Raw genomic sequence first — 14,053 nt, 5'->3', positions numbered from 1 at the left:
AATGTTGTTAAAAATAGTTTATGGTCTGATAATTCTTGGAGTTATAGTTTTTCTGCATGAAAGCGGTCATTTTTTGGCTGCAATCTTGTGCGGAGTTAAGGTCGAAGCGTTTTCGATCGGAATGGGTCCTGTACTTTTACACAAAAAAATTAAAAACATAGACTGGAGAATCTCCCTTTTGCCTCTCGGTGGATATTGCTCGATGAAAGGCGAAAATGATTTTTCGAACGAGAATTCTTCTTGTGATTTTGTTGAATATGACAAAAATTCGCTTTACGGAGTTTCGCCCTTAAAACGTGCGGCAATCGCTTTTGCAGGGCCTTTGGCAAATCTTTTTCTGACTTTTTTTTCTTTTTTTATAGTTGCCCTTGTAGGTTTTACGTATTGGTCTGCTTCCAACAAAATTACCCTGGCAAATGAAGTTTATCCAGAAATTGTTTCTCCGGCAGCAGAAGCAGGGCTTTGCAGCGGAGATGAAATAATTCAAATTAATTCTGAAAAAATAAACGATTTTTCTGAACTTTACGAGTTTGTTGCAATTCATCCTGATGAGGATTTAAAAGTTAAAGTCTTGAGAAACGGAATTCAAATGGATTTTTTGGTTCATTCACAACTTGACAGACAAACAGGAGCAGGAAAAATCGGCGTAATAAGCGCACCTGAAACAAGTACAAAACGTGAAGCAAAACGCTATGGATTTTTTGGAGCGATTGTTCAAGGCGGAAAAGAAACCTGGAAAATTTTCAGGGCATCTTTGACAGGGATTGCAAGTCTTTTTAAAGGCGTAAAAATTACGCAGGCAGTGAGCGGACCTGCCTCAATTACTACTATGCTTGGAGAAACCGTAAAAGAAAGCTTTTCTGCAGGTTTTAGGACAGGCCTTTCTTCAGTTTTGAATTTCGTAGCCTTAATCAGCATTTCGCTTTTTATAATGAACCTTTTGCCAATTCCGGTTTTGGACGGAGGATTGATTTTTTTCTCGCTTATAGAAGCAATTTTCCGTATCCGTATTTCACCAAAAGTTCGTTATCGTGTACAATATATTGGACTTGCCTTTATTGCTTTTTTGTTCGTAATAGCAGTTATAGGCGATTTCAATTTTTTTATGAGAACTGCAAGATAAATCTAAGAGGATTTCGATGAAAATCAAAATAATTTGCGTTTCAATTTTATTCACTTTTTTTGCCGGAGCTTTGTTTTTTGCGCAAAGCCATGTTTCGACACAGGCACATGATTCTGCGGTTACAGGGCTTGCTGTCCTTGAAAATTCCGATAGTGAGCAAAATACTGTCTTTAGCGTCGGACAAGACGGTTTTATAATTAAATGGACAGAAGATTCTTTGGGTGAACACTATCAGGTTACAGACCTCGCAATAAAAATGGTTGCAAGAAGTCCGAACGGAAACGATATTGCAATTTACGAAACGGATGGCGCCGCAACAAATATGGTAAGCGTATGGAATTTTAAAACCCTTACAAGAAAATGCGCATTTACCTTCGGAACGCCAATCACTTCTCTTTCCTATTCTGCGAAAGGAACTTACGTTTTGTGCGGAACTGCAAGCGCAAAAGGAACTTACTTTTTAAATACGCAGAATAACACAATCACTTCAAAAAAATTAAAGGAAAGCACAGGGCCTGTAAGCATGGTTATAACCAGCAGTTCTGAAAATTCGGCAGTTGCATATTCTCCGACAGGTTCTTTAAGTTATTACAATATACGCAATGGCGAAAAAAAGGCGAAATTTTCTACAGAACCAGGTTTGAGCCAGGTCTGTATGTTCAACAACAATGTTTTTCTTGCAGGATACAAAGACGGAAGCATCTATGTAATTCAGGCAGTAACAGGAAAAACGCTTGCAAAATTTTCAGTTGCCGGAAAAGAGCCGGTTATTTTCAGTTCTAATAGCTATGAAAATCTTTATTACATTATAAATGAAAAAAGACAATTTAAAATGTACCTGATAAAAAATGACAGAAATAAAGATGTAATTGCTCCACAGCTTATCCGAACATTTACTGGCTTAAAAAACGATGAGTCTCTCGTCTGCGCAGATATTGCGGCTTCTGGAACGATATTTGCCGGAACAAACCAGGGAAACCTGTATAAATTCGACAACTCGATTGCAGAACGCGTGGATGTTCTTCAGTCTATGAGCGACAACATGTACAATGATATATACGATGTTGCCTCTGCTGGAGAAAATTTTTATTTTCTGACGCCTTCATCAATCGTCCTTTCTTCTTACGACAACGGCGCTGTAGACTTAAAGGGAACAAATCCAGGACATACGAATATAATTTCTTACAACGAAGCTGGAGTAATTCTTTGGACGAAAGATTCCAGAAAAACAGTACAGTTTTTTGACTTTACAACTGGGACGGCATCTGCAATCTTTACTCCGGAAAATAATCTAAAATCCTTAAAACTCTACGGAAATTATCTTTTGTCAATTGAAGGAAGTTCTACTGTAAACCGCTATTCAATAGAATCAAAGACAAAGGAAAACCTTTACAACGGGGCAGGAATTCAAGATGCGCTTCTTTATAACGAAACTGACCTTTACGTAGCAAAAACTTCTGCAACCACTCCGACAGTTCCTCTTTTATACGTAAACACAAAGACTAAAGAAACCGTTCCCCTTAATTTGAAAGGAAACGTAGCATACGCACTTTCTTTTGATCCTTCTGTTGCAAAACCTGAAATTTACGGAATTATAATCGGAACTGACTCGCAGAACAAACCTCTTACGTCTGTTTTTTCTTATAATCCGGAAACAAAATATTCAAAACATCTGCTTGAAGAACATTCTGAAGACCCGAATGCAATCTGTTACCTGTCTTATCCTGTTTTATACACAAACATGGGAAAATCAAGAATTCGCTCTTATAATTTAATGGCTAAGCGAAATTTCGAATACAAGCGTTCTGCTTCCCTGCCTGTAAAAATCGCAAAGAACAAAACAAGGCTTGTAGTTTTGAACAAAGACGGTTCTGTAAGCTGGTACAATCCTGATATGAATGCGGTTATTGCCGACTGGTATCTAACAATAAACGGCGAATGGTTTGAATTTTAATAAAAAAAGCCTCTCTGAATTAACTTCAGAAAGGCGCGAAAAACAAACTTTTATTGGAAGAAAAACCTAGCCTGGATCGTCGCGGAAAGACCACAGGAACCGGCAAAATACCGGTTCCGAGGACTTGCAGCAAGAGCCAGTCGCGGGAAGGAAACGCGCTCCCCCCAAAAACTTTTAAAGTTTTATTCCACAACCACGCAAAAGAGCTTCTTTGTAGACTTTTTCGTACTGACGACAACTTTTTGTCCACGTAAAGTCCTGTTCCATTGCGCGTTTTTGCATCTGTTTGATGTGGTCTTTTTTATTGTAATAAGCGTAAACAGCCCAGCCTACAGTGTCGTAAACTGCCTGCGGTGTAAGATTATCGAACATAAAGCCAGTTCCTTCAGCAGTCTGCTCGTTGTAATTCTGGACTGTATCTGCAAGACCGCCCGTACGACGAACAATTGGAAGAGTTCCGTAAAGTTCTGAGTAAAGCTGGTTGAGTCCGCAAGGCTCGTACTGACTTGGCATGAGGAAAAAGTCTGCCCCTGCTTCGATTAAATGACTGAGCTTTTCGTTATAACCAATTTTTGCACGGAAGTTTGGAAGTTTTTCCTGAAGTGAATTGATTTCGTCTTCTGCCCAGCGATCACCGCTTCCCAAAAGAACGACCTGAACGTCTACGGATTTACAAATTCCCCACAGACATCCGTAATTTGGCGCAAGAACTTCTGCGATTCCCTTCTGGCTTACAAGGCGACCAATCATAGCGATTACAGGAACATCTTCCCTTTCTGGAAGTCCAAAATACTGCTGCAGGGCTTTTTTACATTCGGCTTTTCCAGACATATCCTTTGAAGAAAAATTTGCAGGAAGAGCGGGATCTTTTTCAGGATTCCAGATTTCTGTATCTACTCCGTTTACAATTCCCTTTACAACATCGCTTCTGACACGCAACAAGCCGTCAAGCCCAAATCCGCCTTCTGGCGTCTGGATTTCGCGCGAATATGTCGGACTTACCGTCGTTACCATGTCGGCAGAAGAAATTCCAGCCTGCAAAAAGTTTATTGCGCCGTTTCGTTCAAATCCTGCTCCATAGTAAAGGTTCCAATCGATTCCTAAATCATTGAATTTGTCTTTTCCGTAAACACCCTGATAGCCCATATTATGAATCGTAAAGACAGAGGCTGTTTTTTTAAAGGCTTCTTGTGTACGGCAAACATGCTTTACAAGAACTGGAGCGAGAGCTGCTGACCAGTCGTGAGCATGAACAATATCTGGAAACCAGCCCAATTTGTTGCAAACCTGAAGAGCACCGTGACACAAAAGACTGAATCGATACGGGTTGTCAAAAAAATCAGGCTCGGACTTTGTTCCGTAAACCCCATCGCGTCCAAAACAGTTTTCGTGGTCTAGAAAATACACGCTTACTTTTTCAAAACCAGGAAGAGTTGTCGTATAGACGGCTGTCCATTCCTGACCTGTTCCGACTGGGACTCCGAGAGGTCCTTCGAGTTTTTGAAGTTTTTTTCGGTCGATTTTATAGTAGCGCGGCATTACGATTTTTACATCGTGGCCGAGTTTACTCAAACTGCCTGCAAGGGCCGAAACTGCGTCTGCAAGTCCGCCTGTCTTTGCAAAAGGAACAGCTTCTGCACTTACCATTAAGATTTTCATTTTCACATCTCCTATTTAGCTGCTGCGATAAAGGCTTTTTCTGAATTGACAATAGTTTTTTCGCTTACGCAATATGCAAGACGGAAATAGCCTTTTTTTCCAAAACCGTTTCCCGGAGCACTCAAAATAAAGAATTTTTTTAAATAATCGCAGAATGCACAATCGTCATCATTCCATCGGGAAGGAACTTTTACAAAAAGATAGAACGCTCCCTGAGGACGACAATATTCAAATCCAGCCTTGTCCAAAATTGCCATTAAAAGGTCGCGACGACGAGCATACGAAGAATAATCGACTTTTGCATTCCAGGATTTTGCAACAACTTTCTGAAAAAACGCAGGTGCATTTACACAACCTAAAGTGCGCAGGCAGAAAGTGCAGGCAGAAATAAACTCGTCAGAATCTTCACATTGTGGATTTACAGCAATATATCCGACTCTCTCGCCTGGAATCGAAAGGTCTTTCGCAAAACTTGAAACTACTACAGAATTTTCGTACTTTGGAAATACAGGAGGAACTTTTACGCCATCATAAACAATCGCACGATAAGGTTCATCGCAGATAAGATAAGGCATTCTTCCACAAGAATTTCCATGTTTTTTAAGCACAACCGAAAGTTCTTCAATATCGCTTTCTGAATAGATTTTTCCAGTCGGATTGTTCGGTGTATTGATTAAAACTGCCGCAGTTTTTGGAGAAAGCATTTTTTCTATTGCCTTAACATCAAGCGAAAAATCGGATTTTGTAGAAACTTCAACCAGTTTTCCGCCGAAATTTGCAACATAGTGCCTGTATTCCGCAAAAAAAGGAGCAGGAACAATCACTTCATCGCCAGAACTTAAAAGCGACTTAAAAACACAGTTGAGAGCGCTCGCCGCTCCTACCGTCATTACGATATTTTTTTCTTCGAGTTTTACTGTCTGTTCGCCACTTACTTTTTCTGCCATTGCAAGCCTTGCTTCAGGATAGCCAGAATTTGGCATATAACCGTGGCAACCGTGGGTTGTGTCTTTTGCAACTTCTAAAATTGCATCAACAACTTCTTTTGGAGGATCCAAATCAGGATTTCCGAGCGAAAAATCAAAAACGTTGTCATCTCCATACTCTTTTTTGAGAAGAATTCCTTCCTCAAACATTTTTCTGATTACAGAGGCGCCTTTTGAATTTATTATTTCTTTTATTTTTGGAGCTATCATAGTAAAGGCATTATAGCACAAAATACGAGATTTTTGTAACTTATTGAGAAAAATGAAGTTTTTTGTTATATTCGCAGATAGAACTATACACCGTAACTGCGATGATTTTATGGGAGCCTTATGAAAAAATCTTTTCTTTTTAGCACAATTTTTGCCTTAGCAGCCTTATTTTCTGTCCAGGCAGAAATTTTCAATTCAAAACTTTCTTCTGACGAAAAGCAAAAACTCGAAAACGGAGACGTTTTAATCCGAAATATAAAATCAATGAAAGACGTTTGCGTAAAAGAAAACGATTCTTCTTCAAGAATTTTGGCAACAATGAAAAAACTTGATCCGGCCTTTGTTGCAGAAGTAATTCAAATCCGTCCAGTCGAAGGAAACGAAAATTTAATTGAAGAAATAGATTCGACTTTGTGCAACATAGGTGATTACGTAGGAATTCCTTATTTTTCTGACAGGCAGCAAAAATGGTACGAACTGTATTCTTCTGCCGAAATAAAAAAAATAACCGAAGAAGAAAACGACAAACAAATTGACTGTATTTTAGAAATGTCGCTCTTCGGAAAATTCAACTCACAGATAAACGTAACAAAAGACGAAAATTTTTATTTTTATGAACTCAAGAACATGGAAAACCTTATTTACCACGAAAAATTTACCGCGGTAAAATCAAAAAAAATGGTTTCATGCATTACGGTTTTCCGCGACGGCGACAATTGGGTTCTTTATGCAATCGGCGGAGTTGACGTTCCAAAACTTTGGTTCTTAAAAGACAGAATCGAAACTTCGTTTATGAACAGAATTAAAACTTTCTGTAACTTTATTTTCTCAAAAATCTAATTGAGCTTAAACGATGGAAAAAATAACTGTAATTCCAGAAAAAATAGTCTTTGGCGGAAGTTGCCTTGCAAAAATAAACGGAAAAAACGTATTCATTCCGTATGCAATTCCCGGAGAAAAAATTGAAATTTCGATAAAAAAAAGTTTCCGTGATTATGACATTGCGGAAATTGAAAAAGTTGTGGAACCTTCAGTCCACCGTCAGCTGCCTTTTTGCCCGCTTTACGGAAAATGCGGTGGCTGCAACATGCAGCATATTGATATTGATTTTCAGCGCGAGCTGCGGAAACAAATGCTTGCAGACTGTTTTGAACGCGAGGGAATAAAGGTTCCAGAAATCGAAACAATCTCTGGAGAACCAGCAAATTACCGTTCAAGAATCCAGCTTACCGACGGCGGGCTCAACGAAAAGCAGTCAAACAATATTCTTAAGCTTGACTTCTGCCCGATTGCAACCGACGAAATAAATTCTTACCTTAAAAATGTAAGTCAAGAACAAAGACCTTTGGGCCGTGTTCATTTTTTTGGAGACAAAAGAATTGTTTCTTCTGCACAAAGTGAATACGATCATCTTGTAATTGCAGATGAAACAAAAAAAGAGCTCTGGGCTTCAAAACAAGTCGGAAAATCAAAGAAAACGGCAAAAAACAAAGTAAGGCAGCGTTTTGCAGGCACGCTGGCCGACACAAGAAACAATTGCACTGTCTGTATTTCAGGAAAACAAATTGAATTCGATGTACAGGGATTTTTTCAGTCGAATATGGACGTTCTCGAAAAAACAATAAAGGCTGTAACATTCAATATGGGCGGAGAGAATGTACTTGACATGTACTGCGGAGCTGGAACTTTTTCGGTTTTTCTTGCAGACATTTTTAAAAAGACAACCTTGGTCGAACACAACAGGGATGCGCTTGTCCACGCAGAAGTTAACATGGCGGGAAAAGAGCACGAAACTTACGGTTTGAGCGGAAGTCGCTGGGTCAAAGAAAACGCGCCAATGATTCTTGAAAAAAACGGACCTTTTGACGCAGTTGTAATCGATCCTCCGCGCTCAGGGATGGAAAAAGAAGTATGTTCTTGGCTTTGCAAAAACAAGACAGCCCAAATAAGAAGCATTTCCTGCGATCCGGCAACACAGGCACGCGACGCATCTTATTTGATAAAATCTGGCTATAAACTGACAAAACTCTATCTTCTTGACTTTTATCCGCAGACTTCCCACATAGAAAGCCTTGCCTATTTTGAGTTTGTTTAATCTTACTGATAAAATAAATATGAATAAAAAAAAGTTGTCAAAAAAAATAAGCGTTTTTCTTTTTCTGATGATATTTTTATCAGAAAAGTTTTTTTCGCAGGACGCGCTTTATCAGCCAGATTTGTCAACCTTGTCTCCGTCCTGGCAAACTGTTATTGGAGGCGAAATTGTTGCTCCTCCAGTCAAAACTTCTTACGGATTTGCCGCAATAACGGACGGCAGAATGATAAGCGCCTTTACCCAAAAAGGCGTAATTCTCTGGCAAAAAAGCATAAAAGGCAAAAGCGAAAGATTTTTTTCTTCATGGAACGATTTTTTAATTGCAGTTACGGATAAATCTGTCTTGAATTTTATAAATCCAGGCGGAACTATTCTTTGGAGCGTAGACTGCGGTTTTGAAATAACACAGGATCCCTTTGTTGGACGCGACGGAAGAATTTTTGTCCAGGGCAAAAAAAATATTGCCTGTTATGGATTAAAAGGAAGCCAGAAATGGAAACTTGAACTGAAGGAAAATGCTGTTTTTTCGACAAGCGAGCTTCCAGACGGAAGTCTTGTTTTCTTTTTTGAACAGACAGACGACGGAAAAACACACGGTTTTAGGCTCAGTCCGTTTGGAGAGGTTTTGGAAGAAATCACTTTTGCAGGCAAAATCACAGCAAAATCCTCCTGCTCCGACGGAATTTTAATGGCTTTTGAAGACGGCTCCGCAGGACTTTTTGCAGAAAATCAAAACAATTCTGTTTCAAAATGGGTTTTAAAAAGCGAAATTCAAAATTCACCAATAACAAAAATAATCTGCGGTCAAAAAACTTCCGCGCTTCTTTATAACAAAGGCACAGAATTAAAAATTAAAACCGTAGAAAATTCAACCGGCCGCCTTATTTCTGAATTTTCCGGCGGAATTATGAGCCTTTTTGATACAGTTTTTTTGTGCCCGACAGACAGAGGATTTTTTATAAGCAGCAGTTTTAAGGCAATCGAATTTGACGAAAACGGAAACATTTTTTTGGAAGCAAAACTGCCTTCTAAAGCAACCTGGAATTTCATCACCTATACAAGTTCAAACCAACTTTTTTTATGCATGAAAAACTGGGTTTTAAAAGCTTTTGTCATGTCCCAGAGCGTCGGAAACAAAAAAATCGTGAGCCAGACAAAAAAAACATACACAGTCCCTTCAAAAAATATTCAGAGTTTTGACGGAATAGTTTATTCTCCGGTTCCACTTTCGCGAATTGAAGAAATTCAGTCCGCATTCCAAAAAAAAGATTTTTTTCAAAAAGAAAAAACAATGACCGAAGAACTTCAGGAACTTTCACAATCCTATATTTCTGAGCTTTTTGAAAAAAACAGAAATCCACACGAAGACAAGTCGTTTTATTCAAACAATCCGATTTATACGCAGAAATTTCTAGAGGCAATGAGCTATAGCGAATCAGACACTTTTGTTTCTGATTTTGCAAATTTTCTTGAACTTGAGGAAGATCCTTTTTTGCTGGACATTTTGGTTCAAACTTCTGCAAATTCTGGTTACGACGAAAGAGGCCAGATTTTAAAAGCCTATGAAATCGTTATAGAAAAAAAACTTCAAAAAAAAGATGTAAAACTTGCAAAACTTCTGTGCGATTCAACTTATAAAATCGTCGCCTTTATGGGCAGGCCGGCTCTCTACCGCCAGGGAAAGCAGATTCTTTCAAATTTTATGACGGATCGTTTTGACAGACAGGTGCGAAGTTATGCAGGCGAAACTTTTACAAAAATTCTCAAACTTGAACTTTAACGCGTGAAAAATCATAATCTTTGTGATAAAATATTCAAAAATCTTTGGTCACTTTTTGAGATTTTTTTTATTTTTGGAGGAATTTTATGAAATTATCCAGGGGAATTTTTACAGCCGCTTTGGCTTTTGTATTTTGCGCAAACTCTTTTTCATTAGAAGTTGATGAAAAAGAACTTGAAACAGTTTCGACACAACCAGTTGTTTTTGAAAACTACAACGGTCCTCATTCTGTTATAAACTCTGCGGCAGAAATTGCAGGAATAGGAACTGACCTTGGAAAAATTATTGCAGACAATCCAGAAACTCCAAAAAATGCAGGCTCTTCGTTGCGTTACCAGATTATTCATGCTGTCAATCCAGAAGAAAAAGGAAAATTTGATGCAGATATTTTTGTAATCGGAAGCTCTTCTTCAATCGACCACATAAAAAATATAAGAAGAATAATCGCAGCCTATCTTTCAAAAGCCTATGGATATTCTTCCGATGACGCGCAGACAGTTGCAACCTTTGTAACGGTTTACAACGCAGTTTATCGCGGAAACACCGATTATTTTAATTTAAAATACAAAAAAATCGTGACAGACAATCTGACGGCAGAAAAAGCAGGTATTGCCCTCAACTACCGCGACTGGCCGGGAAAAACCCAGATTGTAATTCCTCTTGCCGACGTAAATGGCGGCTTAAGCACAGTTGACACTTCCGTAATTTCGGACAAGAAAGTCGTACAGTCTATGCAGGAAGACGAAGACAAGGGAGTCGATTCCAGAAAACAGATGGTAAACATCAAGGAACGAGAAGCCGACAAAGCACAGGAAAAAGCAAACGACGCCCAGAAAAAGGCGGTTGAAGAATCTTCAAAATTAAAAGAAGAGCAGAAAAAAGCAGAAACTGTAAAAACTGAAGCCCAGAATGCGCAAAAAGAAGCTGAACAGGCTCAGAAAAAGGCAGAAGAAAATCCAGAAGACAAACAGGCTCAGAAAGAAGCCGAAGAAAAGCGTCAGGAAGCAGAACAAAAACAGGAAGAAGCAGTTCAGCAGGAACAGAAAGTTCAGGAACAGTCAGAAAAAGCTCAGGAAGCAAAAAATGAAGCGGCCCAGGCTCAGGCCGCAGCAGACACAAAGCGCACAGAAGCACAGACAGAACGCACTTCAATTGCACAAGACCAGCAGACTATTGTCCGTGAACAGACAAAAAATCAAAATGCGACTGGCGTTTACGGCCTAAAATCAGTTGACGATCTTGGAATTCTTTCAACTCTCGTAAAAGTGAATGCAGAAACAGGAACCGTAATAAAAGAATCTCCGGTAACAGTTATCAGAAGCCGGACGATTTTTGAAACACAGTCTGGATACATTGCAATTGCAGGAACTTCAATCAGAAACGGAGCCGTAAAACTTGTTGTCCTTGACAAGGAAAATATGGAAATCGTAAAAGAAAGCAATGAAACTATCGCCGAAAATTCAGTTCTTGTGAGCGACGGCTCAAATTACTATTGTATAATTCAAGATGGAAAAAACTTTGTCACAGGAAAATTCAACGAAAATGCGGAAAATCTTTTAAAATCGCAGGTGAACGTAAAGCCTGCTACTCCGCTCACAATAACACAGAACGGAATTCTTGCAACATCAAGTTCAAATATTCCAGTTTTGCTTAATACAAAAGATCTTTCACAGATTAAAAATTAGGAAAAAATGAATTTTACTTTTAAGAAAAATTTTATCTTCTTCATTTTATTGACTTTTTCAGTTCTATCTGTTCAGGCAAGTGGAAAAAGAGACAAACTTTTTGAAACTGTCGAGACAGGAACTGAAAAAGAAATAAAATCTGCGCTCAAAAAAAATCCAGATTACGCAAATATAAAACGCGGAAAAGAAAAAGAAAGCCTTTTGATGAGCGCATTAAAAAAAGACCGCGAACTTTCTGTCATCAATATTCTGCTAAAATACGGAGCAGATCCAATGCAAAAAGATGCAGAAAAACGAAATTCGATAATGTATGCGGCAAAATATTCATCTTCTCCAGAAGTTTTAGAAAGACTTATTAAGGACAATTCGTTTTTTAATTTTTCCAGACGAAAAAAAATTCTAAAAACCGACAAACACGGGAAAAACGCTTTCGACTATGTGCAAGAAAATTCTTCGCCGAACGAAATGATTGAAGTTTTGAGAAAATTTATAAAAGAAAAAACTGAAAAACAAGAAAAAAGCGAACAGATTTTAGAAGAAGAGCAAAAAGAACAGGAAGAAGCTCAAATTCCCGAAAATATAAAAGCAGAAGAAAATGTCGTGGAAGATGAAAAAGCAGAAATAGAAAAAAAGACAGAAAATCCAAAACTGCCAGAAGAAAACGGCAGTACAGAAGACGTAAATCTGAATTCTATTTTGCAGAACGAAAACGAAGATGAATACGAAAATTTGACTTTTGCGTTGCAAAATGAAGATAAACCAATTTCTACAGAAAAATGGCCAGAATTTGAAAGAAAAATTGAAATTTCCCCATACGAAAAAACAAACCTTTTCGATTATGCGCTGGAAAATGACAGCAATGAAGTTCCGCAAAAAAGCACCCCTTCTATTTTAAGAAAGTTTATAGAAAACGCAGACGAAAGGGACAGCGAAGGCCGGACAAAACTTATGAACGCCTCAAAAAAAGGAGATTTGGGTCTTACCGAGGATTTAATTTTTTCAAAAGCGGATGTAAATGCAAAGGACAATGACGGCTGGACTGCGCTTATGTTTGCCTCAAGATTTTCTGAAAATGACAAGATTGTAGAAAAACTAATTGAAAATGGAGCCGAAATAAAGGCAAAAAATAATTACGGCGTAAGTTCACTAAAACTTGCATCAAGTTTTTCAAAAAATTCAAAAATCGTTTCGCAATTGCTTTCGGGATATGAGATTTCTGACAGCGAAGTTCGTTCATCTTTTATAAACGCAATAACCGAAGAATCACCATCTCAAATACTGGATGCTTTTTTTGAATATGGACTTCCGGTAAATTCTTTTTATGACGGAAAAACTCCTCTTATGTACGCGGCAGAATCCTGCAAAGATACAAAAATAATTCAATGGCTCTTGTCAAACGGGGCAAAAATAAATTACAAGACCGATTCGGGGCTTACAGCCCTTGATTTTGCAAAGAAAAATAAAAAATTAAAACGCGACTCCGTTTTCTGGAGTTTAGGAAATTTCTAAAAAAATATTTAAAACGATTTGGAGCAAACAATGAGAATTACCGGTGGTAAATTAAAAGGAAGAATAATAAAGTGTCCAGACGGAATAATCCGCCCGGCAATGGACAGAATGAGAGAATCTGTTTTTGCCGTTATTGGCGATTTAACAGGAAAAAGCTGGCTGGATTTGTTCAGCGGTTCTGGAACAATTGCAATTGAAGCCGTAAGCCGAGGAGCAACAGAAGTTCAACTTTGCGAAAAAGACAAAATCAAAATTAAGACGGTTTTGGACAATGTTTCCGTAACAGAAAAAGAATGCGGAGTAAAAATCGGCTGCCACTTTATGGCAGTAGAACTTTTTTTAAAGCGCTGCCACGATAAATTCGACTTTATATTTTTTGATCCGCCTTTTCCATACAAATTCCGAAAAGATTTAATAAAATCAGTAGATAAATATTCACTTTTAAATCCAAACGGAACTGTTTTAATCCACTACCCTGAAGAAGATCCTCTCCCAGAAAAAATCGGAAACCTAGTCCTTACAGACCAGCGCGTTTACGGACGCTCGCTCGTCAATTTTTACAAAAAGGCAGACACCAATCAAGAAGTTCAGCAATAACAGAAAAATAATTTCCTTGACTTTGATTTTTTTCGTGCTAGAATTTATTTAAGTTAAAATATAAAGGTAAAAAAGTGAACGCCACTTCAAAAAATGCTTTTCTCACGGCAGTTGAGTCAAATCGACTTTCTGATGGTTTTATAAAAGTTACAGATTCTCCATTAACTTCACTGTCTTCCGAACAGAAAGTCATATTGAACCGCAAGGGCAATGAGCTTTTTAACAATGGTAAAATTCAGGAAGCCGCAAGAATATTTATTACAACCGGCTATTCCGACGGACTTACCAGAGTTGGAGATTTATTGAGCAAAAAAAATCAATCGCTTAAAGCCTTGAAATTTTATATTTTAGCAAAAAACAAAAAAAAATGCGAAGCCCTTTACGCAAAAATCGCAAAGGTGATTTCGGTTCTTGAAAAAGAATAAAAAACGCGAAACCGCTGAATTTTAAAAATA

General features: G+C 38.2%; 11 protein-coding genes. 9 read left to right on the top strand and 2 right to left on the bottom strand.

Translation table 11 applies throughout. The features are described 5' to 3' along the window. Position 1: 1 nt before the first annotated feature. Together ACT6XC_RS04270 and ACT6XC_RS04265 are read left to right on the top strand one after the other, a co-directional pair. Complete coding sequence (locus ACT6XC_RS04270; protein WP_443740914.1) at positions 2 to 1,123, top strand: M50 family metallopeptidase; 1,122 nt, start codon at positions 2 to 4, stop codon at positions 1,121 to 1,123. Between the two features lie 16 nt (positions 1,124 to 1,139). After that, positions 1,140 to 3,077, top strand: coding sequence for a hypothetical protein (locus ACT6XC_RS04265; protein WP_443737342.1), 1,938 nt, complete (start codon positions 1,140 to 1,142; stop codon positions 3,075 to 3,077). Positions 3,078 to 3,251: 174 nt separating this feature from the next. On the opposite strand, the gene glgA is transcribed toward ACT6XC_RS04265, so the two are convergent. Then, entirely contained in the window at positions 3,252 to 4,736 is a 1,485-nt protein-coding gene (gene glgA / locus ACT6XC_RS04260) for a glycogen synthase GlgA (RefSeq protein ID WP_443740913.1), read from the bottom strand. An 11-nt stretch (positions 4,737 to 4,747) separates the two neighbouring features. Then, positions 4,748 to 5,932 (bottom strand): pyridoxal phosphate-dependent aminotransferase, encoded by a 1,185-nt coding sequence (locus ACT6XC_RS04255; RefSeq protein WP_443740912.1) that lies wholly within the window; start codon positions 5,930 to 5,932, stop codon positions 4,748 to 4,750. A gap of 120 nt (positions 5,933 to 6,052) precedes the next feature. Between ACT6XC_RS04255 and ACT6XC_RS04250 the strand changes: the two genes are divergently transcribed. The 7 genes from ACT6XC_RS04250 to ACT6XC_RS04220 all read left to right on the top strand — a co-directional run bounded on the left by ACT6XC_RS04250 (position 6,053) and on the right by ACT6XC_RS04220 (position 14,023). Further along, entirely contained in the window at positions 6,053 to 6,772 is a 720-nt protein-coding gene (locus ACT6XC_RS04250) for a DUF6675 family protein (protein ID WP_443740911.1), read from the top strand. Positions 6,773 to 6,785: 13 nt separating this feature from the next. Beyond that, entirely contained in the window at positions 6,786 to 8,027 is a 1,242-nt protein-coding gene (locus ACT6XC_RS04245; RefSeq protein WP_443737346.1) for a class I SAM-dependent RNA methyltransferase, read from the top strand. Between the two features lie 19 nt (positions 8,028 to 8,046). Beyond that, positions 8,047 to 9,807: a hypothetical protein gene (locus tag ACT6XC_RS04240; RefSeq protein WP_443740910.1), complete on the top strand. Its 1,761-nt coding sequence runs from the start codon at positions 8,047 to 8,049 to the stop codon at positions 9,805 to 9,807. 86 nt (positions 9,808 to 9,893) lie between these two features. Next, positions 9,894 to 11,492 (top strand): P83/100 family protein, encoded by a 1,599-nt coding sequence (locus tag ACT6XC_RS04235; RefSeq protein WP_443740909.1) that lies wholly within the window; start codon positions 9,894 to 9,896, stop codon positions 11,490 to 11,492. A 6-nt stretch (positions 11,493 to 11,498) separates the two neighbouring features. Next, entirely contained in the window at positions 11,499 to 13,001 is a 1,503-nt protein-coding gene (locus tag ACT6XC_RS04230; RefSeq protein ID WP_443740908.1) for an ankyrin repeat domain-containing protein, read from the top strand. 30 nt (positions 13,002 to 13,031) lie between these two features. Then, positions 13,032 to 13,598, top strand: a complete 567-nt coding sequence (gene rsmD / locus ACT6XC_RS04225; protein WP_443740907.1) for a 16S rRNA (guanine(966)-N(2))-methyltransferase RsmD — start codon at positions 13,032 to 13,034, stop codon at positions 13,596 to 13,598. A 74-nt stretch (positions 13,599 to 13,672) separates the two neighbouring features. Further along, positions 13,673 to 14,023, top strand: coding sequence for a hypothetical protein (locus ACT6XC_RS04220; RefSeq protein WP_443737351.1), 351 nt, complete (start codon positions 13,673 to 13,675; stop codon positions 14,021 to 14,023). Positions 14,024 to 14,053 lie beyond the last annotated feature (30 nt).

Source organism: Treponema berlinense, from assembly GCF_052273165.1.
GTDB classification, from domain to species: domain Bacteria; phylum Spirochaetota; class Spirochaetia; order Treponematales; family Treponemataceae; genus Treponema_D; species Treponema_D berlinense_A.
Note: the sequence above shows the minus strand (reverse complement) of the source record. Positions and strands in the feature narration are given on the sequence as shown.

Bases quoted from the DNA above. Each gene is read 5' to 3' on its own strand.
- ACT6XC_RS04265 (WP_443737342.1), top strand. From the start codon at position 1,140: ATGAAAATCAAAATAATTTGCGTTTCAATTTTATTCACTTTTTTTGCC.
- ACT6XC_RS04250 (WP_443740911.1), top strand. From the start codon at position 6,053: ATGAAAAAATCTTTTCTTTTTAGCACAATTTTTGCCTTAGCAGCCTTA.
- glgA (WP_443740913.1), bottom strand. From the start codon at position 4,736: ATGAAAATCTTAATGGTAAGTGCAGAAGCTGTTCCTTTTGCAAAGACA.
- ACT6XC_RS04270 (WP_443740914.1), top strand. From the start codon at position 2: ATGTTGTTAAAAATAGTTTATGGTCTGATAATTCTTGGAGTTATAGTT.
- ACT6XC_RS04255 (WP_443740912.1), bottom strand. From the start codon at position 5,932: ATGATAGCTCCAAAAATAAAAGAAATAATAAATTCAAAAGGCGCCTCT.
- ACT6XC_RS04240 (WP_443740910.1), top strand. From the start codon at position 8,047: ATGAATAAAAAAAAGTTGTCAAAAAAAATAAGCGTTTTTCTTTTTCTG.
- ACT6XC_RS04235 (WP_443740909.1), top strand. From the start codon at position 9,894: ATGAAATTATCCAGGGGAATTTTTACAGCCGCTTTGGCTTTTGTATTT.
- ACT6XC_RS04230 (WP_443740908.1), top strand. From the start codon at position 11,499: ATGAATTTTACTTTTAAGAAAAATTTTATCTTCTTCATTTTATTGACT.
- rsmD (WP_443740907.1), top strand. From the start codon at position 13,032: ATGAGAATTACCGGTGGTAAATTAAAAGGAAGAATAATAAAGTGTCCA.
- ACT6XC_RS04245 (WP_443737346.1), top strand. From the start codon at position 6,786: ATGGAAAAAATAACTGTAATTCCAGAAAAAATAGTCTTTGGCGGAAGT.